We start from the raw sequence: 23,930 nt of genomic DNA on the forward strand, positions 1-23,930 counted from the left end.
GATGGGCATCACTCCCGGAGGAGTCATGCGCGCGCTGCCGATCGTCCTCTCCCTGTGCACCACCGCCGCCTTCGCCCAGCTGGGGGCGCCAGGTCTGCCCGCCTCGGGCTTTCAGCGCACCTGGACCCTGGGGGGCCAGACCTTCGGGCCCACCCTCACGGGCCACTTCCAGGGCGTGCAGGATGGCCAGCCCATCTTCGTGGACCTCGACAAGGATTTGGGGCTGGGCAAGGACAAGACCACGCCCGGGTTCTTCCTCGACTACCAGGGGCCGCGCTTCGCCTTCCAGATCTCCAACGGAACCGCCGAGTACCGGGGCGACCGGGTGGTGAACCGCACCGTGACGGTGAACGGGACCTCGTATACGGCCGGCACCCGGGTGCTGTCGCATGTGAAGCTGGCCAGCGTGGACGGCATCTGGACCATCAAGTTCGTCCGCGAGTCCGATGCCTGGCTGGGCATCGACCTGGGCGTGCAGGCCTGGACCCTGGACCTGGACGCCTCCAGCGCCCCCATGGTCGGATCCCCGGTCGCCTCCAGCACCCGGGTCACCGCCCCCATCCCCCAGCTGGGCCTTTCGGGGGGATCCCGCGGGTTCAACGGGGCCGTGGAAGCCAAGGCCTATGTCCACTATCTGGGCTACAAGAGCGCCAAGTACACCCTGTTCGGGGCGGACCTGCGGGTCTATCCCGTGAGCTGGTTCGGGCTGCGCGCCTTCTACGAGGGCGGCAGCTTCGATGTGCCCAAGGGCTCCGTGAAGGACGACCTGGAACTGAAGCTGGACCGCAAGGGCGTCGGCCTGGGTGCCGTGGTCCGATTCTGAAAATCGGAACACCTGCAGAAAAAAGCGGTGGACGGGGGCAATCCTGTCATGCTGTTTGGCGTGACCCGCCAAGGGCGGAATTCACATATCAGCAATGACGGCCTTGTCTGGGGAAAGTCATCGCTACACCATCCACCAGACATTCTGCAGGAAACAGTCATGGCTCAAGGCACCGTCAAGTGGTTCAACGCCGAAAAGGGCTTCGGATTCATCACCCCCGACGAGGGCGGCGCTGATCTCTTCGTCCACCACACCGCCATCCAGGGCGGCGGCTTCCGTACCCTGGACGAGAATCAGCGCGTCAGCTTCGAAGTCGCCCAGGGCCAGAAGGGCCCCCAGGCGACCAACGTTCAGAAGATCTAGTTCTTCTCCTACCGTTCCAAAGAAAAGGCGGCCCATTGGGCCGCCTTTTCGCATCTGCCATGGTGGATTCAGTGGTGGCCGTGGTCATCGGCCACGGTCGGCCGGCCGATGAACTCGGCCTTCCGGCCCAGGAAGATCACCCAGAGCGCATAGAGGGCCAGGAGGGCGAGACCCAGGGCGAAGAAGGCGGGGCGGGCGGTAGCCAAGTTCTGGGACCGGAAGCCCAGGAGGCCCAGGACGGATCCGAAGAGCCCGGCCGAAATGAGCACTAGGCCCCAGCGGGAGGCCGCCACGGGATTCTGGCCCACCTCTTCGGGCAGGGTGCCGAGGGGGTTCTTCACCTCGCCGGCCACATGGGTGCCCTGGAACAGCAGGACCACGAACAGAAGGAAATAGAAGACCAGGAAGAGCATGAACGGACCCTCACCCTTCTTCGTAACATGATTCGCCGGCTCCGGGGCGGAATTCGCTGCACATGTCACAACCCCCACCGGGCCGAGAGGCGCCCCCCGAGGGCCTTCAGCGCTCTTCGAGGATGGTCCGTCCCGCCGCGATGGCCACCTCTTTTTCCCGAAGCCAGTGTTGCTCGCGCCGACGGCGCTGGAGAAAGACCCCGAAGAAAACGCCTGCCGCGACGAGGCAGAGGGCCGCGAGGCCGAAGAGGGCCGGGATGCCCCTCCCGGCGACCGAGGGTTGGGCGGCTGGAAGGGCCAGGGCCCCGGCCAGACAGGCCAGACCGAAGACCAGGGCCCGGACGGCGCGGGAGCGCCAGGGCCGGACCTCCTTCTCCAGGGCGGCCCGGGAGAGATCCCGGACGAAATCGACCTGCTCCTCGGCGTTGGCGGCCCCGTGGGCCGCTTCCATCTCGAGCTTGGCCAGGGTGAGGGCGAGCTCTCCCGAGACATCGTCCAGCGTGGCGGTTCGGCTCCGGATCGTCATGGCAGTTCCTTTCGGTGAAGAGGCGGGGCCCGGAATGGGCGCTCCGCAGGCTGGACCTCAATGGAAGGAGAGGCCTCCCCCTTTGGGGTTGCGCAGGGTCAGGGCGAAGGGCAGGGCGAGAAGGAAGACCACCACCAGGAATCCGAACACATCCACGAAGCTCATGAGAAAGGATTGGCGGGTCACCTCGGCGCCGATGAGGGCCTGGCTCAGCCGGTTCACGGAACCGGGGTCCAGGCCCGCCCGGGGGAACAGCCCCTGGGCGAGACCGGCGTAGCTGGCTTGGAGCGTTCCATTGAAGGGGGTGATGTGCTCCGCGAGACGGGCGTGGTGGAACTGCGCCCGCTGCGCCAGGATCGTGCTGGCCACCGCGATGCCCACGCTGCCGCCTTCGTTCCGCATGAGGTTGAACATGCCCGAGGCCGTGCCGACGAGGGCCGGCGGAATGCGCTGGACGGAGGCGGTGGCGATGGGGACGAACACGAAGCCGAGGCCCAGCCCGTGGAAGATCCAGGCCATGACGAGGTAGGCCATGCCCGTCTGGAGGTTCACATGCGTCAGCAGCCAGGCTGAATAGGCCAGGGAGGCCGCTCCGGCGGCCACGATGAGCCGTACATCCACTTTGCCCATGGCCAGCCCCACTGCGATCATGGCCACCACCGAAGCCACGCCGCCGGGACTCAGGAGGAGCCCCGCCCAGGTGGGCGTGAAGCCCAGCAGGTTCTGGACGAAGAGCGGCAGCAGGATGAACGCGGCATAGAGGCCGAAACTCACGATGAAGATGAGGGCCATGCCGCCGGCGAATTCCGGCAGGCGGAACATGGAGAGATCCACCAGGGGGTTCTCGGCGGTGAGGGAACGCCAGATGAACAGGGTGATCCCCAGGGCGGCGAGCCCGGCGAAGACCTTCACCGTGTTCGACGCGAACCAGTCCAGGCGCTCGCCGCGGCTCAGGAAGAGCTCCAGGCAGCCCAGGCCCACGGCGATGAAGATGAGGCTCCAGTAGTCCACCGCGCCCTCGGGTTTGTGCAGGTAGGCGGGGTCCTCCACGAAGCTGAAGGCCAGGTAGTAGGCCAGCACGCCCACGGGGATGTTGATCCAGAAGATCCAGGGCCAACTCCAGTTGTCCGTGATCCACCCCCCCACCAGGGGACCGAGGATGGGCCCGAAGATGACGCCGATGCCGAAGAGGGCCGAGGCCATGCCGTGCTCCTCCTGGGGAAAGGCTTCGAGGGTGATGGCCTGGGACATGGGCACCATCGCGCCGCCCGCCAGGCCCTGCACGATGCGCATGAGGATCAGCCAGCCCAGGGTGGGCGCGGCCCCGGCCCCGAAGCTGGCCAGGGTGAAGAGCGCCAGGCAGAAGAGGTAGAGGCGCTTCCGGCCGAAGAAGCTGCCCAGCCAGCCCGTGATCGGCAGGATGATGGCGTTGGCGACGAGGTAGCTCGTAATGACCCAGGTGATCTCGTCCGTGCCCGCGGCGTAGGTGCCCTTCATGTGGGGCAGCGCCACATTCGCGACGGAAGTGTCCAGGACCTCCATGAAGGTCCCGAGCATGGTCGTCAGGGCCACGATCCACTTGTGGGAAGGGGCGCGCGGAGCGCTCATGGCCACCTCAGCGGCTCCGGGTGTCGATCTCGGCTTCCACGCTCAGCCCCAGCCGGAGCTTGCGGTCCGGGTCCGCATCCGCATCGAGCCGGATCTTCACGGGCAGCCGCTGGACGACCTTCACCCAGTTCCCCGTGGCGTTCTCCGCCGGCAGGAGGCTGAACGCCGCTCCCGTGCCGGCGGAGAGGCTTTCCACGGTGCCCATGAAGGTCCGGCCATCCAGATCGGTCCTCATCCGGACCCTCTGGCCCGGGCGGACGCGGTGCAGCTGGGTCTCCTTGAAATTGGCCTCGACCCAGAGATCCGGATGGCCCAGGGGTACCACGGCCAGCAGGGGTTGCCCGGCCGCCACCACCATGCCGGGCTCCGCCAGCTTCCGGCTCACCACGCCATCGCAGGGGGCGAGGAGGGTGCAGTAGGAGCGCTGCAGCCGTGCCTGGGCCAGGGCCGCCTGGGCCACCTGGACCTTGCTCCGACTCACGCCCAGCAGGCCCTGGGCGGCGGCCACCTGCTTCCGGGCGGCGGCCGCCTGGGCGCGGGCCACCTCCTCGGCCGTGAGGGCCTGGTCGTACTTCTGCCGGGGGAGGGACTGCCGCTCGAAGAGCGCGGCCATGCGTTTCTTCTCGAGGTCCGCCAGGGCCCGCTGGCTTTCCGCGGACTGCAGCTGGGCCTGGGCCTGGGCGATCTGGGCCTGGTTCAGCGCGAGGGCGCTGCGGGCCTCGGCCTCCGAGGCTTCGCCCCGCGCGACGGCCGCGTCGTAATCCCGGGGATCCAGGGTGGCCAGGGGCTGGCCGGCCCGGACGGTCTCGTTCTCCTGCACCGCCACCGCCAGGAGGGGCCCTGGGATGCGGCTGGCCATGGTCGTCACATGTCCCTTCACATAGGCATTGTCGGTGCTCACGAAGACCTGCCCGTGGCGCCATCGGACCAGGGCCCAGAGGGTGCCGCCGCCGGCGAGGAGGAGGATGGCGGCCAGGGAGATCCATTTCTTCTTCGTAGGGGCGTCCATCTCACTTCTCCCGGGAGGCGTGCGTTTCGTAGAAGGCCGGCAGATCCTCGCCCAGGGTCGCCAGCAGGGCGGCCTGCTGGGCATAGGCCCGGTATCTGCGGTCCGCCAGGGCGCTGCGGCTTTCAGCAAGCACGGACTCGGCCTCCAGCACCTCTGTGTTCCGCACCAGCCCTTCGCGGTACTGATCGCCCACGATGCGGAGGTTCTCCTCGGCCGAAGCCACATTCGCCCCGGCCGTCTCCATCTCGCGCAGGGATTGCCGGAAGGCCCTCAGGGCTGCTGCCGCGGCTTGGCCCGCCTGGCGCTCCGCTTCCTGGAGATCCCGGCGGGCGCGGGTGGTTTCGGCTTCCGCCTGGCGGATCCGGGCGGTGCGGATCCCCCCGTCGAAGACCTTCCAGGAAAGGCCGACGAAGAGGCTCGTGTCGTGCTCATGGACCATGTAAGGGTTCTGGGCATAGGTATGGCTGGCCTCGGCGGCCACCGTCGGGAGGCGGTCCTTGCGACGGTACCCCGCCTGATCCGCCAGGGCCTGGACCTTGGCCCGGGCGCTGCGCACGGTTTCGTTCCGGTGGGTGGCCAGGGCCCGGCAGGCCGGTTCGTCCCAGGGCGGGGTGGGGGGGCCCTCGGAGGTCTCAGGCAGGTCCTGCGGGGTTTCGGCGGGAAGGCCCATGGCGATGTTGAGCCCCTCCATGGCGGAGGCGTAGGCCTGGTCCAGGGCATGGTCCGCGTCGCCCACGGCGCGGAGGGCCACCTCCGTGCGGAGGAGGTCGTTGCGGGCCACCACCCCCTGCTCGAAGAGGGCCCTGGCCTGGGCCAGGTGGCTTTCCAGGGTCTTGCCACGCTGGGCCAGCACCTGCTTCTGGGCCTTCATGTTCAGGAGGCTGAAGTACCGCGCGGCCACCTCGCCCTGGGCCTTCTTCAGGTCGGCCTGACCGGCGTGGGCCACGGCCTCCTCCCGGGCGCGGGAGGCCGACATCGCTCCCTCCCGCCGGCCGAAATCCCACAGCAGGTATTGGATGGAGGCCTTGTAGCGCCAGGATTGCCGGTCCTCGGTGGGGAAGACCTGGGGGGGGACGGCGAGGGGTCCGACCCTCATGGGCTGACTGAGCAGCTCCGACCGGTGCTCCATGACCCGGTAGCCGCCCTGGAGCTGGATCTCCGGCCAGTAGAGTCCCTTCACCTGAGCGGTCTCCTCCTGGGCTCCTGCCAGGCTCAGCCGGGAGGCATCCGCCGCCTGAGAGGCCGATCCGGCCAGCCTCAGGGCCCTGGCCAGGCTGAGGGGTTCGCCGCCGCGGATCGCGTTGGCCAGGAAGGCGCTGAGCAGGAGGGCGGTCGCGGTTCTCATGCGGTGGCCCCCGCCCCTCGGAGGAAGCAGGCGATGGCGCGGTCCACGCAGGCCCCGGGAGACTCGTCGATGCCGCTCCGGTGGCTGTGATAGAGGGAGGCCTCGAGCACCCCGAAGCAGAGCTGCGTGAGGAACTCCTCACCGAGGTCCTGGAGCTGGCCGGCCCCCACCGCCTGGCGGAGGATGGCCTTCAGGCGGCTCCGTTCCGTTTCGTAGATCTCCTTCAGGCGGGGAAGGAACCGGGATTCGAAACCCCAGTCGAAGTAGACCCGGTCATGGATGAACATGGGCAGCCAGATGGCCCGGCCCTTGAACTGGTCGGCGTAGGCCAGGAACATGGCCCGCAGCTGCTCCAGGGGCGGGCGGTCGGTGTGGAGGAGGGCCTCCGCCTGGACGAAGAACTGCTCCGCCCGGCGGAGCATGACCTGTTCGTAGAGCTCCTGCTTGGAGGGGAAGTGCTCGTAGAGGCCCTGCATCCCGATCTGGGCTTCGGCGGCGACCTCCTGCATGGTGGCCTCGTCGAAGGGCTTCCGGCCGAACACCGTGCCCGCTGCTTCCAACAGCAAATCTTTTCTTTGCTGCTTTTCAAGACTCTTTCGGTCCATGGTCATCGGAGACTCCGAATCCATATTCCGAATTTAGAATTTTAATTATGACCGTCAAGTCACCTTTTCAAATCACGCCGACGGCCATTTTGCCCTTGACTGGATCAAACGATTGATTAATTCTTGGAACCTGTTGCTCAACCGTTTGATTGGTGAGCCGTAGTTGAGGAATCATGAACGCTCAATCGACCGATGCCTCCCTTGATACCCGCCAACGCCTGATCGAGGCTGCGATCCTGACCTTTGCCGAAAAGGGCTTTGATGGGGCTGGCATCCGCGAGATCGCCCAGCGGGCCAAGGCCAATTCCGCCCTCGTGACCTACCACTTCAGCGGCAAGGAGGGGCTCTATCTGGAATGCCTCCGGTTCATCTTCGCCCGGAAGGCCTGCCGCGTGGCCGAGTTGGCCGCCGCCCCCTCCCCCGAGGGGCCGGACGCCCGCGCGGCCGCGCTCCAGCAGCTCAAGAACCACATCTGGGCCTTCATGCAGGATCTGATGGCCTGCGATCCGGCTGATCCCCAGGATCCCCTGGGCGAGGCGGCCATGGCGCTCATGGCCCGCGAGATGCAGGCGCCCCGCCCGGTGTCCTCGGCCCTCCTCATGGAGCAGATCCGGCCCCATGTGGACCACCTCATGCAGTGCCTGCAGGTGCTGCGCCCAGACCTCTCCTGGGGCGAGCTCCTGAACATGGGCATGAGCATCCAGGGGCAGCTGCTCTATTTCCGCAACTCCCTGGGCATCGCCCGGCTCATCCGCGGCAACCCGAACTATCCGGAGGATCTCGAGGAGGTCATCCGGCACTTCACCGACTTCAGCCTGCGTGGGCTCGGCATCCCCGAAGCCTTCCCCCAGCCGAGGATCTGACCATGTTTTTGTTCGCCCCTCCCGTTCTCCAAGCTCCGGCGCCGACCGCGGCACCCGCCCCCGAGGCTCCACTGACGCTGGACCTGGTCGGCGCCCTGGCCCGGGCCAGGCATGAGAACCCGCTGCTCCGGGCCGCCAAGGCCCGCGTGGACGAGCGCCGCGGCCTCATCACCAGCACCCGGGCCGATGCCCTGCCGCAGCTCACCCTCGTGGGCGACTTCACCCGCGTGCGGGATGTCTCCATCCTCAACAGCGGCTTCGCAGACAGCGCCGCGACCTTCGGCCTGTCGCCGACCTCCCTGGTGGGCGCCCGCAGCATCTACACCAGCCAGGCGAACCTGACCCAGCCCCTGTTCTATTGGGGCAAGCTGGGCACGGCCGTGGACATCGCCAAGATGGGCGAACAGGAAGCCACCCTGGCCTATACGACCTCGGAGCTGGATGTCCTGCACGGCGTCGCCAAGGCCTACCTCGGGGTGCAGGCGGCCCAGGCCGAGCAGGAGGTCATCGAGACCCGCCGGAAGACGGCGGAGCAGTTCGTGGCGGATGTGAAGGCCCGGCTGGAGGCCCAGACCGCCACCGAGTTGGACCGCCTGCGGGCCGAGAGCGAGCTGCTGGCGGTCATTCCCGAGGCCCTCCAGGCGGAGGCCAATGTGAAGCGGGCCATGGAGGTGCTGAACGGGCAGCTGGGCCTGGATCCCAAGGCACCCCTCGCCCTGGCGCCCCTCGGTCTGCCGGAGGCCGCTCCCAAGCCGGCGGGCGCCGAGCGGAGCGAGCTGGCCCAGCTGAAGCAGCAGGAGGCCATGTACCGGGCCAACGAGAAGATCATCACCTCGGACCTGCGCCCCAAGTTCGACCTCAGCGCCAGCTACGGTTACCAGGCCGGGAAGAGCGACAACCTCTTCAAGGAGCCGTACGACACCTGGAAGGTGAGCGTCACGATGAAGTTCCCGATCTTCGACGGGCTGCGCAGCTCCGGCAAGAGGGCCCAGAACACGGCCCAGCTCGAACAGGTGAAGCAGTCCCGCATCGACCGGGAGCGGACCGTCGCCATCGAGCAGAGCACGGCGGACCGCGAGCTGGAGAAGGCCATGGCCCTGAACGAGGCCGCCCGCCGGGCCCATGACGCCACCGTTGAGGCGCTGCGCATGAGCCGCGAATCCTTCGAGCAGGGGCTCATCACCTCCCTCGACCTCCTGCAGGCGGAGCGCGCCGAACGCCAGGCCGAAAGCCAGCGCCGCCGCGCAGAACTGGGGCTCTGGTCCGCCCGCTTCGATCAGCGCCGCTCCCTCGGCCTGCCTCCTCTCTGATGCTGTCCGGGGGGGACCGCCCGCTCGCTTCGCTCGCGATGTCCCCCCCGGAGCCCCCCACCTCGCCACCAGGCGAAGCCTGACGGCGCGCTCGAATCCGACGATTTCCAGGAGCCGACCATGAACCGAAAAGCCATCCTCTACATCGCCGTGCCCGCCATCGTGATCGCCGGGGCGGCCAGCTTCCACCGCGGCAAGCGCAACAATGAGCTGGATCACCAGGCCACGGTGAAGTCCGAGGGCACGGTACCCGTGACCCTGGTCCCCGTCCAGGAGCGGAGCTTCCGCCCTGCCGTGGCCTTTACGGGCACCCTGCTGGCGGTGAACCGGGCCGAACTGAAAGCCGAGGTCACCGGCCGGGTGACCCGGGTGGCCGTGCAGGAAGGTGACACCGTCGCCGCCGGCGCGCTGCTGGGAGCTCAGGACGAAGACGACTACCAGCTGGGCGTCCAGGCGGCCGAGGCCCAGGCGGCCCAGGCCCGGGCCCAGGCCCTCCAGGCCCAGCGCGACAATGACCGCTCCGTGGCCCTGCTGGAGAAGCGCAGCATCACGCGCCAGGCCGCCCAGCAGGCCGAGACCGCCTACAACGCCACCCGGGCCGCGGCCCAGGCCGCTGAAAGCAACCTGGGGATGGCGCGGCTGCGCCTGAAGAAGGCCCGCCTCGTGGCGCCCTTCGCGGGGCAGGTGGCCCGGCGCGCGGTGCAGCCCGGCGAGATGCTGAACCCTGGCCAGGTCGCCTTCGAAGTCGTGGACAACCGCAAGCTGGAGGTCCGCGCGGACCTTCCCACGGAGGCCATGGCCCAGGTGAAGGTCGGCCAGCGCGCCACCTTCCGGGCCATCGGCCTGGACCGCCTGGTCGAAGGCCGCGTCGCCCAGGTGAGTCCCAGCCTGTCCCAGGACGGCCGCACCCTGCGCGTCCGGGTGGAGGTCCCCAACCCGGATGGCGCGCTCAAGGGCGGCCTCTTCGTCGAAGGCGTGATCCTCGGCGAGGGCGAGACCAAGAGCCCGGCGCTGCCGGCCACCCTGCTGAAGGCCCAGGACCGTGACGCCGAGATCTACATCGTGGAGCAGGAGGTGGCGCGCCGGAGGAAGGTCGTCCTGGGAACCGAGCAGGACGGTTTCCGTCCGGTCAGCGGGCTCGCGGTCGGCGCGCAGGTGGTCGACAGCGGCAAGGACCTGGTGGGCGAGGGTACCCGCCTTCGCGTGATCAGCGGCGCCGCCCCAACCAGCGCGAATGGCGGCCCTGCCGCAGGAGGGAAGTGAACCATGTTCCTGTCTGACCTCTCCATCCGCAGGCCGGTCCTGACCGTCTGCATCATGCTGGCCCTGGTGGTGTTGGGACTCTTCTCCGTGAAGAGCCTGGGCATCGACCAGTACCCCAACACCGACATCCCCACCGTCACCGTCTCTGTGATCTACCCCGGCGCCAGCCCCGAGTCCGTCAAGCAGGATGTGGTCCGGAAGATCGAAGAAGCCGTCAACCCCATCGAGAAGATCAAGGAGATCAGCTCCACCAGCCAGGAGGGCCTGGGCACGCTCGTGATCCAGTTCCACCTGGGCCGCAATGTCGACAACGCGCTGAATGATGTGCGCACGAAGATCGGCCAGATCCGCCGGGATCTCCCCAGCAACATCGAGGAGCCCGTCATCTCCAAGTTCGACCCCGCGCAGCTCCCGGTGCTCTCCCTGGTGGTGAAGCCGGATGCCAAGCATGCGGACATGAACGACCGGGAGCTCACCCGCATCGCCGAGGACTTCCTCAAGCGGCGCATCGAGAACATCAACGGGGTGGGCAAGGTGGATCCGGCGGGGGGCAGCACCCGCGAGATCCTCGTCAACATCGATCCCAAGAAGCTGGAATCCCAGGGCCTGGCCCTCCAGGCCGTGAAGAGCGCCCTGGGCAGCGACACCATGGCCATTCCCAGCGGCAACCTCCTCCAGGGCAACCGCGAAGTGTCCGTGAAGGTGGATGCCAAGGCCCGCACCGTGGCCGACTTCAACCATGTGATCGTGGGCAACAAGGAAGGCCGCCCCATCGAGCTGCAGGAAGTGGCGACGATCGTGGATGGCATCAAGGAGCGCCGTAGCCTCGCGCGCCTGGACGGCAAGGATGTGGTTGCCCTGGAAATCCAGCGGCAGACCGGCGGCAATACCGTCGCCATGGTGACGGCCGTGGAGAAGGCGCTGGAAGAGATGAAGCCCGAGCTGCAGAAGCAGGGCGTGGAAGTGGTCACGGCCAAGGACAACGCCCGCTTCATCATCGACAATGTCGACGATGTGAACATGTCCATCTACCTGGGTGGCCTGCTCACAGTCATCATCGTCTTCTTCTTCCTGAAGAGCTGGCGCTCCACGCTGATCACCAGCCTCACGCTTCCAGTGTCCGTGATCTCCACCTTCATCATCATGCGGGTGCTGGATTTCACCCTGAACACCATGACCCTCATGGGTCTCAGCCTGGCCATCGGCATCCTCATCGACGACGCCATCGTGGTCCGCGAGAACATCACCCGGCATGCGGAAATGGGCAAGGACCATGTCACCGCCGCCCGCGAGGGCACGGCGGAGATCGGCCCCGCGGTCATCGCCACGACGCTGTCCATCCTGGCGGTGTTCGTGCCCGTGGCCTTCATGGGCGGCATCGTGGGCAAGTTCTTCTTCCCCTTCGGCATCGTCGTGGCCTTCGCCGTGGCCGTCTCGCTGTTCGTGAGCTTCACGCTGGATCCGATGCTGAGTGCCGTGTGGCCCGATCCCGAACACGAGAAGAGTTCCGACGCCCATGTGCACTACCGGGGTCGCAATCCCATCATGCGCAGCGTGGAGGCCTTCAGCCGCATGCTCGACCGCTGGGAACAGCTCTACAAGACGGCCATCGAGTGGTCCCTGAACCACCGCAAGACGGTCATGGCCATGGGCGGCGGCAGCTTCGTGCTGGCCATGGGCCTCTCGGGCCTGCTCGGCAACAACTTCATGCCCGACTATGACCGGGGCGATCTGCAGGTGACCTTCAAGGCCGAACCAGGCTCCAGCCTGGCCGCCACCCGCGACAAGGCCCAGGCCATGGAAGCCTCCATCAAGGCCATCCCCGGCGTGGCCTTCACCTACACCACCATCGGCACGGGCCTGAACGGCACCGTGAATTCCGGCGGCATCTATGTGAAGTTGAAGGAAGGCCGCCGTCCCAACCAGGTGATCATCCGCCGCCAGATCCGCGAAGCCTTCCGCTCCATCCCCGGCGTGGATGCGGCCGTGGGGCCGGTGAACGACTGGGGCATGGCCTTCCCCATCATGGTGGCCGTGCAGGCGCCGGACCGGGACGCGGTCATCCAGGCCGTGCCTCTGGTGAAGGAGGCCCTGCGCAGCGTTCCGGGTGCCGTGGATGTGACCACCAGCCTGGACACCGGCAAGCCCGAGCTGAAGCTCGTCATCGATCGCAAGGCAGCCTCCGATCTGGGGGTGAGCCCGGCCCTGGTGGCCCAGATGGTGCGCCCCCTGGTGGACGGCGAAAAGGTGGCGAAGTATGAAGACGAGAAGGGCGAGCAGCGCGATGTGCGCGTCCGCCTCGAGGATCAGCAGCGCCGTTTCACGACGCAACTGGCGAACATGACGGTGCAGAGCACCAAGGATCTGGGCGGCGGCAAGCACCCGCTGGTGCGCCTCAACCAGGTGGTGCGCTTCGAGGAGGGGATCGCCCCCGCCAAGCTCCAGCGCCATGATCTGATGGAAGAAGTGGAGGTCGATGCGAACTTCGAGGGCTCCACCCTCGGCGAAGTCAGCGCCGGCGCCGCCAAGAAGGTGGAGGAACTGAAGGCGAGCGGCAGGCTGCCCGAAGGCACCCGGGTCGAGTTCCTGGGCCAGACCCGGGACCAGAAGGAGACCGCGGGCTACATGGGAACCTCGCTGTTGCTGGCGGTGTTCTTCATCTACTTCGTGCTCGCGAGCCAGTTCGAGAGCTTCAAGCTGCCCATCGCCATCATGGCCAGCCTGCCGCTCTCCATGGTGGGCATGGTGCTGATGCTGCTGGTGACGGGCGACTCCATGTCCATGATGACGAGCATCGGCATGATCCTCCTGATGGGCCTGGTGACGAAGAACGCCATCCTGCTGGTGGATCACGCCCTCCATCTGGAGCGCGAAGAAGGCATCTCCCGTCGCCAGGCCATCATCCGCGCAGGCACGGTGCGGTTGCGGCCCATCCTCATGACCAGCTTCGCCATGATCGGCGGCATGCTCCCGCTCTTCCTGGCGCTGGGCGCCGGGGCCGAGATGCGGGCTCCCATGGCCCGGGCCGTGGTGGGGGGCCTCATCACCTCCACCCTGCTCACGCTCATCGTGGTGCCGGTGTTCTTCGAGATCGTCGAGGACTTCAGCCTGGCCAAGGTCTGGGGCCGGATCCGGCGCCTGCTGGGTCGAGCCGAGCCGGAGCCCGAGGTGGTCCGCCCCCTCGCCGAAGCCCCGGATGCCTGAGCTCGATGAAGCCGGGGCATCCCGGCGGACCATCCGGGAGATATGAGCGCTCGTCTCCGGGCGCCGCTTGAGGCAATCTGAAGGGTGCCATGAATGTCGTCGCCCCTGAGCTGAAGGATCTGCTGCGTTTGGCCGAGGCCCCCGCAGAGGTCCTCGGGGCTCCAGGCGCCCGTCTCCGCTGGACCTCACCGCCCGCCCTGGCCCTGGTGCTGGCGCGCTGGATCACCCGCGAAGGCCGGGTCCAATCCCTCTGGGTGGATGCCCCCACCGAGGGGGAAGCCCGCACCCTGGCCCAGGACCTGCAAGCCCTGCTGCCTGGCGTGGGCGTGGCCCACTTCCCGGGGTTCGCGCCCTATGCCGGCGGCGAAAGCAGCCCGCCGGGCATGGTGCTGCGGGAGCGGTTGTCGACCCTGGTGGGCCTGCTCGAGCGCCAGGTCCAGGTGCTGGTGACGGGGCCGCTCACGGCCTGCGAGAAGCTGCCCCACCCCACCTGGTTCCAGAAGCAGAAGCTGGATCTCCATCGGGGCGCCGAAGTGCCCCGGGAACTGCTGCTGGAGACCCTGGTGGCCCTGGGCTATCGCCGCACGGAGATGGCTTCGGCACCTGGCGAATTCAGCTCCCGCGGCATGGTGGTGGACCTCTGGCCCGACCACCAGGCGCAGCCCCTGCGGCTGGAGACCTTCGGCGACGAGCTGGAGCGCCTCAGCCCCTTCGATCCCGACACCCAGCGGCGCACGGGCGAGGCGCTGGAATCCCTCACCCTGTATCCCCGCTTTGAGGGCGATCGCGGGGACGGCCGGGCCCTGCTGGCGGCCGTGGCCTCCCGCGCGGACCGCACGCCGGAAGCCGGCGACGACCTGGCCTTCCGACGGGCCCGGCTCGCCACCCACGGCCACTTCCCGGGCGAGGAACTGTTCCATCCCCTGCTGGCCCAGCCCAAGGGGCAGCTGGTCCACTGGATGCCGCCCTGCCTGCGGGTGCGGCTGGACGGGGCCTGGGAAGAAGCCCTGCGTGAAGCCGAGCGGACCCGCATCGAAGAGGGCCTGGCGGTGCTCCGCCGGGGCGGCGTGGTCTGCCCTGATTTCGAGGACCGGTTCCAGCCGACGGATCCCAGCCGGCCCACCCTCCACCTCACCGAGTGGCAGAGCGAGGCCACGGTGCCCCTCGCGGCCCAGCCCGTGCGGGAGTTCCAGGGGCGCCTGCCGGATCTGGCCGAGCATGTGCAGGAGCTGGCGCTCACGGGCCATCGGGTCTTCCTGGCGGGATCGACGCCCGGCATGCGGGACCGCTTCGCGGAATTCCTCCGGGACTACGATCTGCCCCAGGCCTACGGCACCGAAACGGGCTGCCGGGCCATCCAGCTGGCCCTGAGTGCAGGGGCCCACCTCAAGGAGCCCGCCCTGGTGGTCTTCACCGAGCGGGAGATCTTCGGGCGGAAGGCCATCCAGGCCGCCCCCAAGAAATCGCGCAGCGCGGCCTTCCTGTCGGACCTGCGGGACCTCAAGCCCGGCGACCGTGTGGTGCATCTCGACCATGGCATCGGCGAGTTCCTGGGGTTCGCGACCCTCACGGTGGGCGGTGAGGAACAGGAAGTCCTGCAGCTGCGCTATGCCGACGGTGGCCAGCTCAATGTGAGCCTGGAACGGGCCGATCTGATGCAGCGCTACACCGGGGCGGAGGGCCACCTGCCGCCCCTGGACAAGCTGGGCGGCGCCAGCTGGGCCAAGGTCAAGCGCAAGGCCAAGAAGGCCATCCGCGACATGGCCGACGAGCTGCTGAAGCTCTATGCCCAGCGGAAGCTGGAAAAGGGCCACGCCTATCCGCCCGACGGCCCGGACATGGCGGCCTTCGACGCCAGCTTCGCCTTCACCCCCACGCCGGACCAGGTCGAAGCCATCGAGGCGGTGAAGGCGGATCTGGAATCGCCGCGCCCCATGGACCGCCTGCTGGTGGGCGATGTGGGCTTCGGCAAGACCGAAGTGGCCATGCGCGCTGCGGCCAAGGTGGCCCTGGAAGGGCGCCAGGTGGCCGTGCTGTGCCCCACGACGGTGCTCTGCTTCCAGCACTTCAGGACCTTCAAGGAACGCTTCGCCGGATTCCCCATCCGCATCGAGATGCTCAACCGCTTCGTGGATCCCGCCGACCAGAAGCGCATCCTCCAGGAGGTGGCCGACGGCAAGGTGGAGATCGTCATCGGCACCCACCAGCTGCTGGGCGCGAAGCTGAAGTTCGCCGACCTCGGCCTGGTGGTGATCGACGAGGAGCAGCGGTTCGGCGTGGGCCACAAGGAGAAGCTGAAGAAGCTGCGCCTCAATGTGGACCAGCTCGCGCTCAGCGCCACGCCCATCCCGCGCACGCTCCACATGAGCCTCACGGGGCTCCGCGAGATCAGCCTCATCGAGACGCCGCCGAAGGACCGGCTGGCCATCGAGACCGTGGTGGCGCCCTGGAGCGACGAGCTGGTGCAGACGGCCATCCAGTTCGAGCTGCGCCGCGGCGGCCAGGTCTACCTGGTGCACAACCGCGTGGAATCCATCGTCTCCATCGCGGCGAGGGTGCGGGAGCTGGTGCCCGATGCCCGCGTGGCCGTGGGGCACGGGCAGATGACGGACGAGGGGCTCGAACAGGCCATGGTCTCGTTCATGGAGGGCCGCGTCGATGTCCTGGTGGCGACGACCATTGTCGAGAATGGCCTCGATGTGCCGAATGCGAACACGCTCATCGTGCACCGGGCCGATGCCTTCGGCCTCAGCCAGCTCTACCAGCTGCGGGGCCGCGTGGGGCGAAGCGATGTGCCGGCCTACGCCTACCTGCTGATTCCGCCCAAGCACGAGATCAGCGAGGACGCCCGCAAGCGGCTGCAGGCCCTGGAGGACTTCTCGGAACTGGGATCGGGCTTCCGCGTGGCGGCCATGGACCTGGAGCTGCGGGGTGCGGGCAACCTGCTGGGCGGCGAACAGTCCGGCCACATCCACGACATCGGCTTTGAGCTGTATGTGAAGCTGCTGGAGGAGACGCTTCAGGAGCTGCAGGGCCAGCCCAGCGGCACCTTCGAGGTGAAGGTGGACGGGCTGGCGCCCGGCGCCCAGCTCAGCCGCCGCTGGATCGACCAGGCCAGCGAGCGCCTGGTGGCGTACAAGCGCATCTCGCGGCTGCGCGAGGAGAAGGATCTGGAGCTCTACCGCCTGGATCTGGAGGACCGCTTCGGCCGCGTGCCGGAGGATGATCCGGAGACGCAGCGGTTCTTCGAGCTGCTCAAGGTCAAGGTCCGGGCGCAGGCCGTGGCCGTCTCCGAGGTGGCCGTGGAGAAGGGCGCCCTCAAGCTGCGACTCAGCCCCCTGACGCCTCTGGATCCCGCGCGCCTCATGGCCTGGGTGGGTCGGCAGAAGGGCGGCCAGCTCAGCCCCGACGGCGCCGTGCGCCTGCCGCTTCAGGGCACGGCCGACGGACCCATCCTCCAGGCCCAGCGGGTCCTGGCGGAGTGGGCGGCGCTTGGCACGGTCTGAAACGGCCTGGCTGAAGGGATTCCCATCGATCGGACCATCCTTCGTACGACCTGCGGGCCGCGATCCGATGCGGTCCGTTTCGCCCGCTGCACAGGGCGACCTCGCCAGGACGCCAGCCGCTACTGCCTTTGAGGATGATCGAGATCATCCGGAAGGTTTAGATCGAGGCGCCCGATGGGTGGAAGCAGACTTTCCGTGTCCACCTGAAGAGCATCTAAACACGCGCCAATGCAGCATCTGCGGACTTCGTGCCACAGAGTCTTGACGCGTGCAAGTCTGCACTCCATGTTTACGACTCCCTTCCGGAGTGAATGCCCGGAAGCCCCATCCGGTGATCGTCACCGGCAGTACCAGGAGGGCCATTCCATCCCAGTGAGTGGCTGGCGCCCGCATGGCCCCGCACGGGTGGTGAAGACCTGTGTGCCTTTTCCCAGTCTGCCCATTTCCCGGCCCGCACGGGGCGGACGGGGGTGGCTCGCCTTACAGGAGAGACTCATGACGCACCCATTCCTCCGCCGCTTCCTGAGCGTCGCCACCCTTGCGGGAGCAGCGCTGCTGCTGCCCGCCCTCCACTGCGGGAAAAGCGCCTCCCAAACGCAGGCGGCTTCTCCCAGCCAGCCGGGCTCGGGGGGAAGCACCGCGCCGTTCTCATTCTCCGTGGTGGCTTCGGGCCTGTCGAAGCCCACGGGCATCGCCTTGGCGGACAATCGATCACTGGTGGTCTCCCAGCAACCCGCGGCCCCCCTGGATGCCTCGCTCGCCAGGATCGACCTGGACACCGGAAGCGTGGGCCTGATCGCCGGCGGGACCGCCGTCCGGTCTGGATTCGCAGCGAACCGCGCGGGAAGGCTCTACTGGGTGGACGCGCAGAAGGGCGCCCTCATGACCCAGAGCCGGGCCGCCGGGTCTCCCGCCGTCCTTCACGCGGGCGGCATGCTTCCGACCACGACCATCGCCGTGGATGCCGCGGACCGGGTGTACCTCGCCGGTACGGCCGCGCAGGGCAGCGGCGGCGTGGCCGCCGTGCTGGTGAGGGGCGCCTCGCCCACGGCCATCCCCGATCCTTCAGGGCCGGACAAGACGGTCCTGGTGGCGGCGTCTTCCGGGGACCTCTACTGGACCAGCCGAGCCGCCGGGCTCATCTACCACCGGTCCCCGGACGGCAAGGGCAGCGTGCTCGTCACCGGACTGAAGTCGCCGCAAGGCCTCGCCCTCGGTCCAGCCGAGGATGTCCTGTATTTCACGGAAGTGCCCACGCCGGGCAAGGACGCCGCCGCGGGCGGAGCCAATACCGTGAGCGCCCTCGATCTTGCGACCCTTTCCCGGACGGTCATCCACCGGGGTGATCCTGAGCCCACGGGGGTCGCGGTGGCTTCCAACGGCAGCGTGTACTGGACCAGCACCAGCCGGGGCCTCGTCCTGGCGGCGCGGCCCGCCATTCTTCCCGCCGCACCGGCCCAGTTCACGGCCACGCTCAGCGGGGCGGAGGAGGTTCCCCCCGTCACGACCCAGGCCTCCGGGAAGGCGGCCTTCAGCTTTGTGAGTGGAACCACCCTCTCCGATGACCAGGTGTCCACCGGCCCGGCCCTCAGCTACCGGGTGACGATCACCGGCATCTCCCGCGTGCGCAGGATCGAGATCCGCCAGGGCGCCAAAGGCGCCACGGGGCCGCTGGTGGCCGTCCTCCCCCGCGGCGACGACTTCGATGACGACGAGGACGAGCTCACGAGCGGGAGAGAGAGCGGAAGCGGGGGCGTGGGTGGCTTCGCCCTTGCCGGCCGGATCCGCCTCCGGAACCTCCAGGGGCCCTTCGCGGGCGACTGGGCGGGGTTCAGCGCCGCCCTCGCGGCCGGGAACCTCTACCTGAATGTCCCGACCCGCGCGTATCCCGCCGGCGAGATCCGGGGCCAGATCCTTCCCACGACCGCCCCTCCGGCCAATCACCCACCCACGGCCGTCATCACTTCGCCGGCCGCGGATGCGACCATCCAGGCCGGGCAGTCGGTCACCTTCGCCGGGACGGCCACGGATCCTGATGGCGATGCCGTCTCGGTCCTCTGGGACTTCGGGGATGGCAGCACTTCCCCCCTCCTCTCGCCGGGTAGCCACACCTATGCCATGGCCGGGACCTATACGGTCCGCCTGACCGCCACGGATGCCTACGGTCTCGCGGACCCCAATCCGCCCACCCGCACCATCACCGTCCAGCCCTCCGCCGTGAACCTGCCGCCCTCCGCCACGATCACCTCGCCTTCCGCCAGCGTCAGCATCGTCGCAGGGCAGTCGGTCACCTTCACTGGCACCGCCTCGGATCCCAACGGAGACCCGGTCACGGTCCTCTGGGAGTTCGGAGACGGGGGCACCTCCACCCTGCTATCCCCCGGAGCCCATGTCTATGCTGCGGCCGGAACCTACACGGCGCGCCTGACGGCCACGGATTCCCACGGGTTGGCGGATCCGAATCCGCCCACCCGCACCATCACCGTCACGGCCGCCCCGGTGAACCAGCCGCCCACGGCGACGATCACCGCTCCTGCGGCCAATGTCACCATCACCGCCGGCCAGTCGGTGACCTTCGCTGGCACGGCCTCCGACCCGGATGGCGATGCGGTCACCGTGCTCTGGACCTTCGGGGACGGGACGACTTCGACCGTGCTGGCTCCGGGGTCCCATACCTTTGCGGCCCCGGGGACCTACACGGTGCGCCTGACGGCCACGGACTCCCACGGGCTGGCAGATCCGAATCCGCCCATCCGCACCATCACCGTCTCGGCAGTCGCCGCCCCCACGCTCACCCAGATCCAGACCCAGATCTTCACGCCCCTCTGCGTGGGCTGCCATGACGCGGCGGGGGCGGCCGGCATGAACCTCACCGCGGGAAGCGCCTACGCCAACTTGGTGAATGTACCGGCCACCACGCTTCCGGGGCTCCGGGTCGTGCCGGGTGATCCGGCCTCCAGCGCCCTGGTCATCCAGCTGGCGAGCGGGCACCGGAATGTATCCGCGGCCAATCAGTCCCTCATTTCCGCCTGGATCACCGCAGGCGCGCTCAACAACTGAACCAACCCCCGGGCCTCCGGGCCAGGGGCGAACGACGCGGGGGCGGTCCAGGGCCGCCCCCGCCTTCTGTCCTGGCACCCCCGGCCGGACGAGGACGGCCAGCCGCCGGTCCGGATCCGCCATTCGCCGATCCCCCGGCCAGGGGCAGAATGGTCGGGCCTACCTTGAAGGGGTCCCGACAGGAGTGCCCATGCTGTCCTATCTGATGTCCGAAGCCGCCGCCCTGGGGCGCGTGGTCCAGACGATCACCGCCTTCCTCCTGCTCACGGCCTTCGCCCCCCTGGTCCTGCACAGCGCGGAGGCGAAGGCGGAACCCCGCATCGTCTCCCTCAAGGACTTCGAGACCGCCGAGGTGCGCAGCCAGGGCTTCACGCTGCCCCAGGCCATGAAGGTCCATGTCTATGCCAAGGGCGGGGGGCTCCGGCGCTTCGGCCGCACGCCCATGGACCAGCCGCTCTTCGCCTACGGCTGGATCCTGAACGCCGTCACCCGCGAGGTGGTGTGGCAGATGGACGGATCCAACACGAAGCGGGACTGGGAATACCGCGTGGCCGACCAGTACCTCGACCTGCCGAAGGGCAGCTACGAGGCCTACTTCGCCAATCACGGGTTCGGCCAAAGCCTGCTCTTCGCCCAGTGGAGCCGGAACATCGACCGCCGGGCCCTCCACCGGGAGGGGGCCGATCGGCCTCATGGTTTCCTGGCGGCCTTCGGGGCGGACGATGCGAGCATGCTGCGGCACTGGCGGGAACAGGTGGGCAACTATGGTCTGGAGCTCTACCTGCCGGGCGGCGAGGCCGGGACGGTGGCGCTTTTCGAGGCGCCGCTGCGGTGGAAGAACATCGTGCTGGCGCTGCCTGCGACCTCAGACGGTAGCCACAGGACCCAGGCCTTCCACCTGAAGAAGGCGGTTGCGCTGCATGTCTATGCCGAAGGCGAGGGCAGCGGCCGGCGCATGCATGACTACGGCTGGATCACGGATGCCCGCACGCGCGCCCGGGTGTGGGAGATGAGCATGGACAAGGCCCAGTTCGCCGGCGGGGCCCGCAAGAACCGCCGCCAGGTGGAGACCCTCCAGCTGCCGGCGGGCGACTACGAGGCGTCCTTCGTGACAGATGATTCGCATTCCCCTGCGGACTGGAACGCCGCGCCTCCCTGCGATCCCGGCATGTATGGCCTGACGCTGTCGGTGCCGGCGGATGGGGACCTGGCGGCGGTGGCATTGACGGACCCGCTGACCTGGCCCGTGGTGGCCGAGCTGGTGCGCGTGGGCGACGGCCAGGACCGCAGCGCCACCTTCACCCTCCCCGCCGGCCGCTCCGTGAGGATCTACGCCATCGCGGAAGGCGACGGGGAGGACATGGCCGACGAGGCCTGGATCGAGGATGCCGCCGGCAAGCGTGCCTGGTTCATGGAGCGCAGCCGCACTCATCACGCCGGCGGCGCCACCAAGAACCGCCTGGCCGACGAGGTGGTCAGCCTGCCCAAAGGCACCTACACGCTGCGTTTCCGCACCGATGACAGCCATGCCTACGGCCACTGGAACAGCGATGCGCCCTGGGATCCCGAGCACTACGGGGTGACGGTCTATGCCGGGAAGTGAGCCAGCTCGTCGGGAGCTGCGAAGACTCCGGGGATCGGCCAGCCGCAGCTCCCGCAGCTGCCACCGTCCTTGAGGTCCAGGTCCACCACCCGATAGCCATCCCGTCGGATCACGGTTTCGCCGCAGCCGGGACAGAGGGTCATCGAACCCTCCGGGTCGCGCACATTCCCGGTGTAGACATACCTCAGGCCCGCTTCGCGGGCGAGGGTCCGGGCCCGGGCGAGGGTGGCCAGAGGCGTGGGGGGCAGCTCCCGCATCCGGTGGTCCGGATGGAAGGCGCTGAAGTGCAGGGGCACCTCCGCGCCGAGCTCGGAGACGATCCAGGCTGAGAGCTGGCGGAGCTCATCGTCGGAATCGTTCAGGCCGGGGATGAGCAGGGTGGTGATTTCCGTCCACACCTTCGTTTCGTGCACCAGGAAGCGCAGCGTGTCGAGCACGGGGCCGAGGGTGCCGGCCGCGACGCGCCGGTAGAAGCCGTCGCTGAAGGCCTTCAGATCCACATTGGCCGCGTCCAGATGGGTGAAGAAATCCCGCCGGGCCGCCGCCTTCAGATAACCCGCCGTCACGGCCACCGTGGCGATGCCTTCCGCATGGCAGGCTTCGGCCACCTCCGAAACGAACTCCAGGGAGGTGGCCGGCTCGTTGTAGGTGAAGGCGACGCTGCGGCAGCCCATGCGGCGGGCGTCCCGGGCGACGGCTTCAGGTGTGGTCCGCTCTCGGAGAAGGCCCAGGTCGCGCGAGCCGGAGAGCTTCCAGTTCTGGCAGAAGCGGCAGGAGAGGTTGCAGCCCACCGTGCCGAAGGACAGCACCCGGGAGCCCGGGAGGAAGTGATGGAGCGGTTTCTTTTCAATGGGATCCACGCAGAAGCCGCTGGTCCAGCCGAAAGCCGCGAGGACCATGCGGCCGCCGCTCCGCTGCCGCACGGAGCACCGGCCGCGCTGTCCCTCCTGCAGGGCGCAACCATGGGGGCAGACATCGCAGCGAAGCCGGCCATCTCCGAGCCGATGCCAGTGACGGGCGGGGTAGGGGGATCCCGCAGCCTCGAGCCCCCGGTTGCGCGCCCGCGGGGGGTCGTCGTGCCAGGCCTCCGCGGTGAAAGTCCAGGCGCGGATGCCCGGTGACCAGAAGGCCGCGGGCCACCCCGCCTTGCGCTTGAGGGCCGAGAGATAGGCCCGGGGCTCTGGCAGCGTCGTCCAGACCTGGGGCAGGAAGAGCGCCCGGTCTCCGCGGTAGTCCAGGACGAGGCCATCCACGCCAGGCCGGAGCTGGCGCAGAAGATCCTCCTCATCCACGCAGGCGACGGGGCGCAGCGGGGAGAGCAGGGATACCTCCACGGACGCCCGGGACAGGTCCTCGTGCCCGAGTGGTCTGAAGCGGGTGTCCCGGAAAGCGGCGGCGCGGGCGTGGTCGATGAGGCCCGCCACGAGGGAGGCGTCCGGCACGGGGCTGCCCACGCAGCCGCGCAGCTTCCCGTCCACGGTGAGGGTCACGAAGGTGGCGCCCGGCCCGTCGAAGCCCTCGGGGAGGGCCCCCCCGGGCTCCTGATCATCCAGAGTGGCGGCGATGGCCGCGCGGGCCAACCGCGCCAGCTCGCCCCCATCCCGTTCAGGCCGCTCAGGGCCGATCGGTGCGGGTTTCATAGAAGGCGAAGGCGCCATAGCCGACGACCTCATCTTGGCCTCCTGCCGTGTCACCCGAGTTCCGGAGGTCGAGGAGCAGGGGATGCAGGTGCCTGCGCCGCGCCGCTTCGAGGAACCCAGCCACCGGGGCCGCTCCGCAGGCGCCCCCGGGGGGCAGGACCGTGTCCAGGCGGAGGATCTGCCGGGCGGTCTCCGCGTCAATCCTGCGGCATTCGCGGTAGGACCGGTAGTGGGAGAGGTCGGAACTCACGACGATCACGGTCTCCGGCCCGCCCCAGAGGGCCCCCAGCACCTCGGCCACCTGGGCGGGGGAGGCCTGGCCCACGGCCAAGGGCACCAACTTGGCCTTCGGGGCCACCCGCTGGAGGAAGGGGAGATGCACCTCCAGCGAATGTTCGGGCCGGTGGATGGCTTCGCTGCGGCGCACTTGCGGAATGCGCGCGAGGGCCTCCTGGTCGATCTCCACGATCCCAAGGGGGGTCTCGAAGGCCTCGGATTCGGGCAGGGCCAGCCCCTCAAAGGCCGCGTGGTGGCTGGGCCCCAGCACCACCACGCGCTCAAGGGTGCCGCCCTCCCGCATCAGCCGCGCATAGCCGCTGGCGGCCACGGGGCCCGAATAGACATAGCCGGCGTGGGGCACGATCAGGGCTTTCGGCATGGGATCGGCCGGCGGCACCGTCACCGCCGCGAGAAGGCCGTCCACCTCCCCCCGCAGGCGATGCGGATCTCCCGGATAGAACCTGCCGGCGACGATGGCCGGACGAACCGTCAGCATGGCGACCCCTTCGT

The 23,930-nt window shown here is 68.6% G+C and carries 17 protein-coding genes; 9 read left to right on the top strand and 8 right to left on the bottom strand.

Going from position 1 to position 23,930, the window contains the following annotated elements; translation table 11 throughout:
* The first annotated feature begins 25 nt into the window (after window positions 1-25).
* Window positions 26-823 carry a hypothetical protein gene (locus tag QUD34_RS03445; RefSeq protein ID WP_286355202.1) on the top strand — a complete coding sequence of 266 codons (798 nt, stop codon included), beginning with the start codon at window positions 26-28 and terminating at the stop codon, window positions 821-823.
* A 159-nt stretch (window positions 824-982) separates the two neighbouring features.
* Entirely contained in the window at window positions 983-1,186 is a 204-nt protein-coding gene (locus tag QUD34_RS03450; RefSeq protein ID WP_257306334.1) for a cold-shock protein, read from the top strand.
* Window positions 1,187-1,254: 68 nt separating this feature from the next.
* Here the strand turns inward: QUD34_RS03450 and QUD34_RS03455 are convergent, their stop codons facing one another.
* The 6 genes from QUD34_RS03455 to QUD34_RS03480 all read right to left on the bottom strand — a co-directional run bounded on the left by QUD34_RS03455 (window position 1,255) and on the right by QUD34_RS03480 (window position 6,698).
* On the bottom strand, window positions 1,255-1,599 hold the full coding sequence (locus QUD34_RS03455; protein WP_286355203.1) for a hypothetical protein: 345 nt from the start codon (window positions 1,597-1,599) through the stop codon (window positions 1,255-1,257).
* Window positions 1,600-1,705: 106 nt separating this feature from the next.
* Window positions 1,706-2,125, bottom strand: a complete 420-nt coding sequence (locus QUD34_RS03460) for a hypothetical protein (RefSeq protein WP_286355204.1) — start codon at window positions 2,123-2,125, stop codon at window positions 1,706-1,708.
* A gap of 57 nt (window positions 2,126-2,182) precedes the next feature.
* Window positions 2,183-3,733, bottom strand: coding sequence for a DHA2 family efflux MFS transporter permease subunit (locus QUD34_RS03465; RefSeq protein ID WP_286355205.1), 1,551 nt, complete (start codon window positions 3,731-3,733; stop codon window positions 2,183-2,185).
* Between the two features lie 7 nt (window positions 3,734-3,740).
* Entirely contained in the window at window positions 3,741-4,742 is a 1,002-nt protein-coding gene (locus QUD34_RS03470; protein ID WP_286355206.1) for an HlyD family secretion protein, read from the bottom strand.
* A 1-nt stretch (window position 4,743) separates the two neighbouring features.
* Window positions 4,744-6,087 carry a TolC family protein gene (locus tag QUD34_RS03475; protein WP_286355207.1) on the bottom strand — a complete coding sequence of 448 codons (1,344 nt, stop codon included), beginning with the start codon at window positions 6,085-6,087 and terminating at the stop codon, window positions 4,744-4,746.
* Window positions 6,084-6,698 carry a TetR/AcrR family transcriptional regulator gene (locus QUD34_RS03480; protein ID WP_286355208.1) on the bottom strand — a complete coding sequence of 205 codons (615 nt, stop codon included), beginning with the start codon at window positions 6,696-6,698 and terminating at the stop codon, window positions 6,084-6,086. The genes QUD34_RS03475 and QUD34_RS03480 overlap by 4 nt, the downstream gene beginning before the upstream one ends.
* 167 nt (window positions 6,699-6,865) lie before the next feature.
* On the opposite strand from QUD34_RS03480, the gene QUD34_RS03485 reads away from it, so the two are divergent.
* The 7 genes from QUD34_RS03485 (at window position 6,866) to QUD34_RS03515 (ending at window position 21,501) form a co-directional block, all read left to right on the top strand.
* Complete coding sequence (locus tag QUD34_RS03485; RefSeq protein ID WP_286355209.1) at window positions 6,866-7,555, top strand: CerR family C-terminal domain-containing protein; 690 nt, start codon at window positions 6,866-6,868, stop codon at window positions 7,553-7,555.
* A gap of 2 nt (window positions 7,556-7,557) precedes the next feature.
* On the top strand, window positions 7,558-8,865 hold the full coding sequence (locus QUD34_RS03490) for a TolC family protein (RefSeq protein ID WP_286355210.1): 1,308 nt from the start codon (window positions 7,558-7,560) through the stop codon (window positions 8,863-8,865).
* A gap of 120 nt (window positions 8,866-8,985) precedes the next feature.
* Window positions 8,986-10,128 carry an efflux RND transporter periplasmic adaptor subunit gene (locus tag QUD34_RS03495; protein WP_286355211.1) on the top strand — a complete coding sequence of 381 codons (1,143 nt, stop codon included), beginning with the start codon at window positions 8,986-8,988 and terminating at the stop codon, window positions 10,126-10,128.
* Between the two features lie 3 nt (window positions 10,129-10,131).
* Window positions 10,132-13,332: an efflux RND transporter permease subunit gene (locus QUD34_RS03500; RefSeq protein WP_286355212.1), complete on the top strand. Its 3,201-nt coding sequence runs from the start codon at window positions 10,132-10,134 to the stop codon at window positions 13,330-13,332.
* Window positions 13,333-13,421: 89 nt separating this feature from the next.
* On the top strand, window positions 13,422-16,838 hold the full coding sequence (gene mfd / locus QUD34_RS03505) for a transcription-repair coupling factor (protein WP_286355213.1): 3,417 nt from the start codon (window positions 13,422-13,424) through the stop codon (window positions 16,836-16,838).
* Window positions 16,839-17,333: 495 nt separating this feature from the next.
* Window positions 17,334-19,898 (top strand): PKD domain-containing protein, encoded by a 2,565-nt coding sequence (locus QUD34_RS03510; protein ID WP_286355214.1) that lies wholly within the window; start codon window positions 17,334-17,336, stop codon window positions 19,896-19,898.
* Window positions 19,899-20,088: 190 nt separating this feature from the next.
* Complete coding sequence (locus QUD34_RS03515) at window positions 20,089-21,501, top strand: hypothetical protein (RefSeq protein WP_286355215.1); 1,413 nt, start codon at window positions 20,089-20,091, stop codon at window positions 21,499-21,501.
* Here the strand turns inward: QUD34_RS03515 and amrS are convergent.
* The gene (amrS, locus tag QUD34_RS03520) at window positions 21,486-23,141 is read right to left on the bottom strand and encodes an AmmeMemoRadiSam system radical SAM enzyme (protein ID WP_286355216.1); all 1,656 of its coding nucleotides are present in this window, start codon (window positions 23,139-23,141) and stop codon (window positions 21,486-21,488) included. The two genes, QUD34_RS03515 and amrS, sit on opposite strands and share 16 nt — an antisense overlap.
* Window positions 23,116-23,916, bottom strand: coding sequence for an AmmeMemoRadiSam system protein B (gene amrB, locus QUD34_RS03525; protein WP_286355217.1), 801 nt, complete (start codon window positions 23,914-23,916; stop codon window positions 23,116-23,118). The genes amrS and amrB overlap by 26 nt, the downstream gene beginning before the upstream one ends.
* Window positions 23,917-23,930 lie beyond the last annotated feature (14 nt).

The organism is Geothrix oryzae (assembly GCF_030295385.1).
In the GTDB taxonomy this organism is placed as follows: Bacteria; Acidobacteriota; Holophagae; order Holophagales; family Holophagaceae; genus Geothrix; species Geothrix oryzae.

What these genes read in the sequence shown, in the direction of transcription:
- amrB (WP_286355217.1), bottom strand. Translation starts at nt 23,916, where the DNA reads ATGCTGACGGTTCGTCCGGCCATCGTCGCCGGCAGGTTCTATCCGGGA.
- QUD34_RS03445 (WP_286355202.1), top strand. Translation starts at nt 26, where the DNA reads ATGCGCGCGCTGCCGATCGTCCTCTCCCTGTGCACCACCGCCGCCTTC.
- QUD34_RS03450 (WP_257306334.1), top strand. Translation starts at nt 983, where the DNA reads ATGGCTCAAGGCACCGTCAAGTGGTTCAACGCCGAAAAGGGCTTCGGA.
- QUD34_RS03480 (WP_286355208.1), bottom strand. Translation starts at nt 6,698, where the DNA reads ATGACCATGGACCGAAAGAGTCTTGAAAAGCAGCAAAGAAAAGATTTG.
- QUD34_RS03500 (WP_286355212.1), top strand. Translation starts at nt 10,132, where the DNA reads ATGTTCCTGTCTGACCTCTCCATCCGCAGGCCGGTCCTGACCGTCTGC.
- QUD34_RS03515 (WP_286355215.1), top strand. Translation starts at nt 20,089, where the DNA reads ATGCTGTCCTATCTGATGTCCGAAGCCGCCGCCCTGGGGCGCGTGGTC.
- QUD34_RS03465 (WP_286355205.1), bottom strand. Translation starts at nt 3,733, where the DNA reads ATGAGCGCTCCGCGCGCCCCTTCCCACAAGTGGATCGTGGCCCTGACG.
- QUD34_RS03490 (WP_286355210.1), top strand. Translation starts at nt 7,558, where the DNA reads ATGTTTTTGTTCGCCCCTCCCGTTCTCCAAGCTCCGGCGCCGACCGCG.
- QUD34_RS03470 (WP_286355206.1), bottom strand. Translation starts at nt 4,742, where the DNA reads ATGGACGCCCCTACGAAGAAGAAATGGATCTCCCTGGCCGCCATCCTC.
- QUD34_RS03475 (WP_286355207.1), bottom strand. Translation starts at nt 6,087, where the DNA reads ATGAGAACCGCGACCGCCCTCCTGCTCAGCGCCTTCCTGGCCAACGCG.
- QUD34_RS03485 (WP_286355209.1), top strand. Translation starts at nt 6,866, where the DNA reads ATGAACGCTCAATCGACCGATGCCTCCCTTGATACCCGCCAACGCCTG.
- QUD34_RS03460 (WP_286355204.1), bottom strand. Translation starts at nt 2,125, where the DNA reads ATGACGATCCGGAGCCGAACCGCCACGCTGGACGATGTCTCGGGAGAG.
- mfd (WP_286355213.1), top strand. Translation starts at nt 13,422, where the DNA reads ATGAATGTCGTCGCCCCTGAGCTGAAGGATCTGCTGCGTTTGGCCGAG.
- amrS (WP_286355216.1), bottom strand. Translation starts at nt 23,141, where the DNA reads ATGAAACCCGCACCGATCGGCCCTGAGCGGCCTGAACGGGATGGGGGC.
- QUD34_RS03510 (WP_286355214.1), top strand. Translation starts at nt 17,334, where the DNA reads ATGACGCACCCATTCCTCCGCCGCTTCCTGAGCGTCGCCACCCTTGCG.
- QUD34_RS03495 (WP_286355211.1), top strand. Translation starts at nt 8,986, where the DNA reads ATGAACCGAAAAGCCATCCTCTACATCGCCGTGCCCGCCATCGTGATC.
- QUD34_RS03455 (WP_286355203.1), bottom strand. Translation starts at nt 1,599, where the DNA reads ATGCTCTTCCTGGTCTTCTATTTCCTTCTGTTCGTGGTCCTGCTGTTC.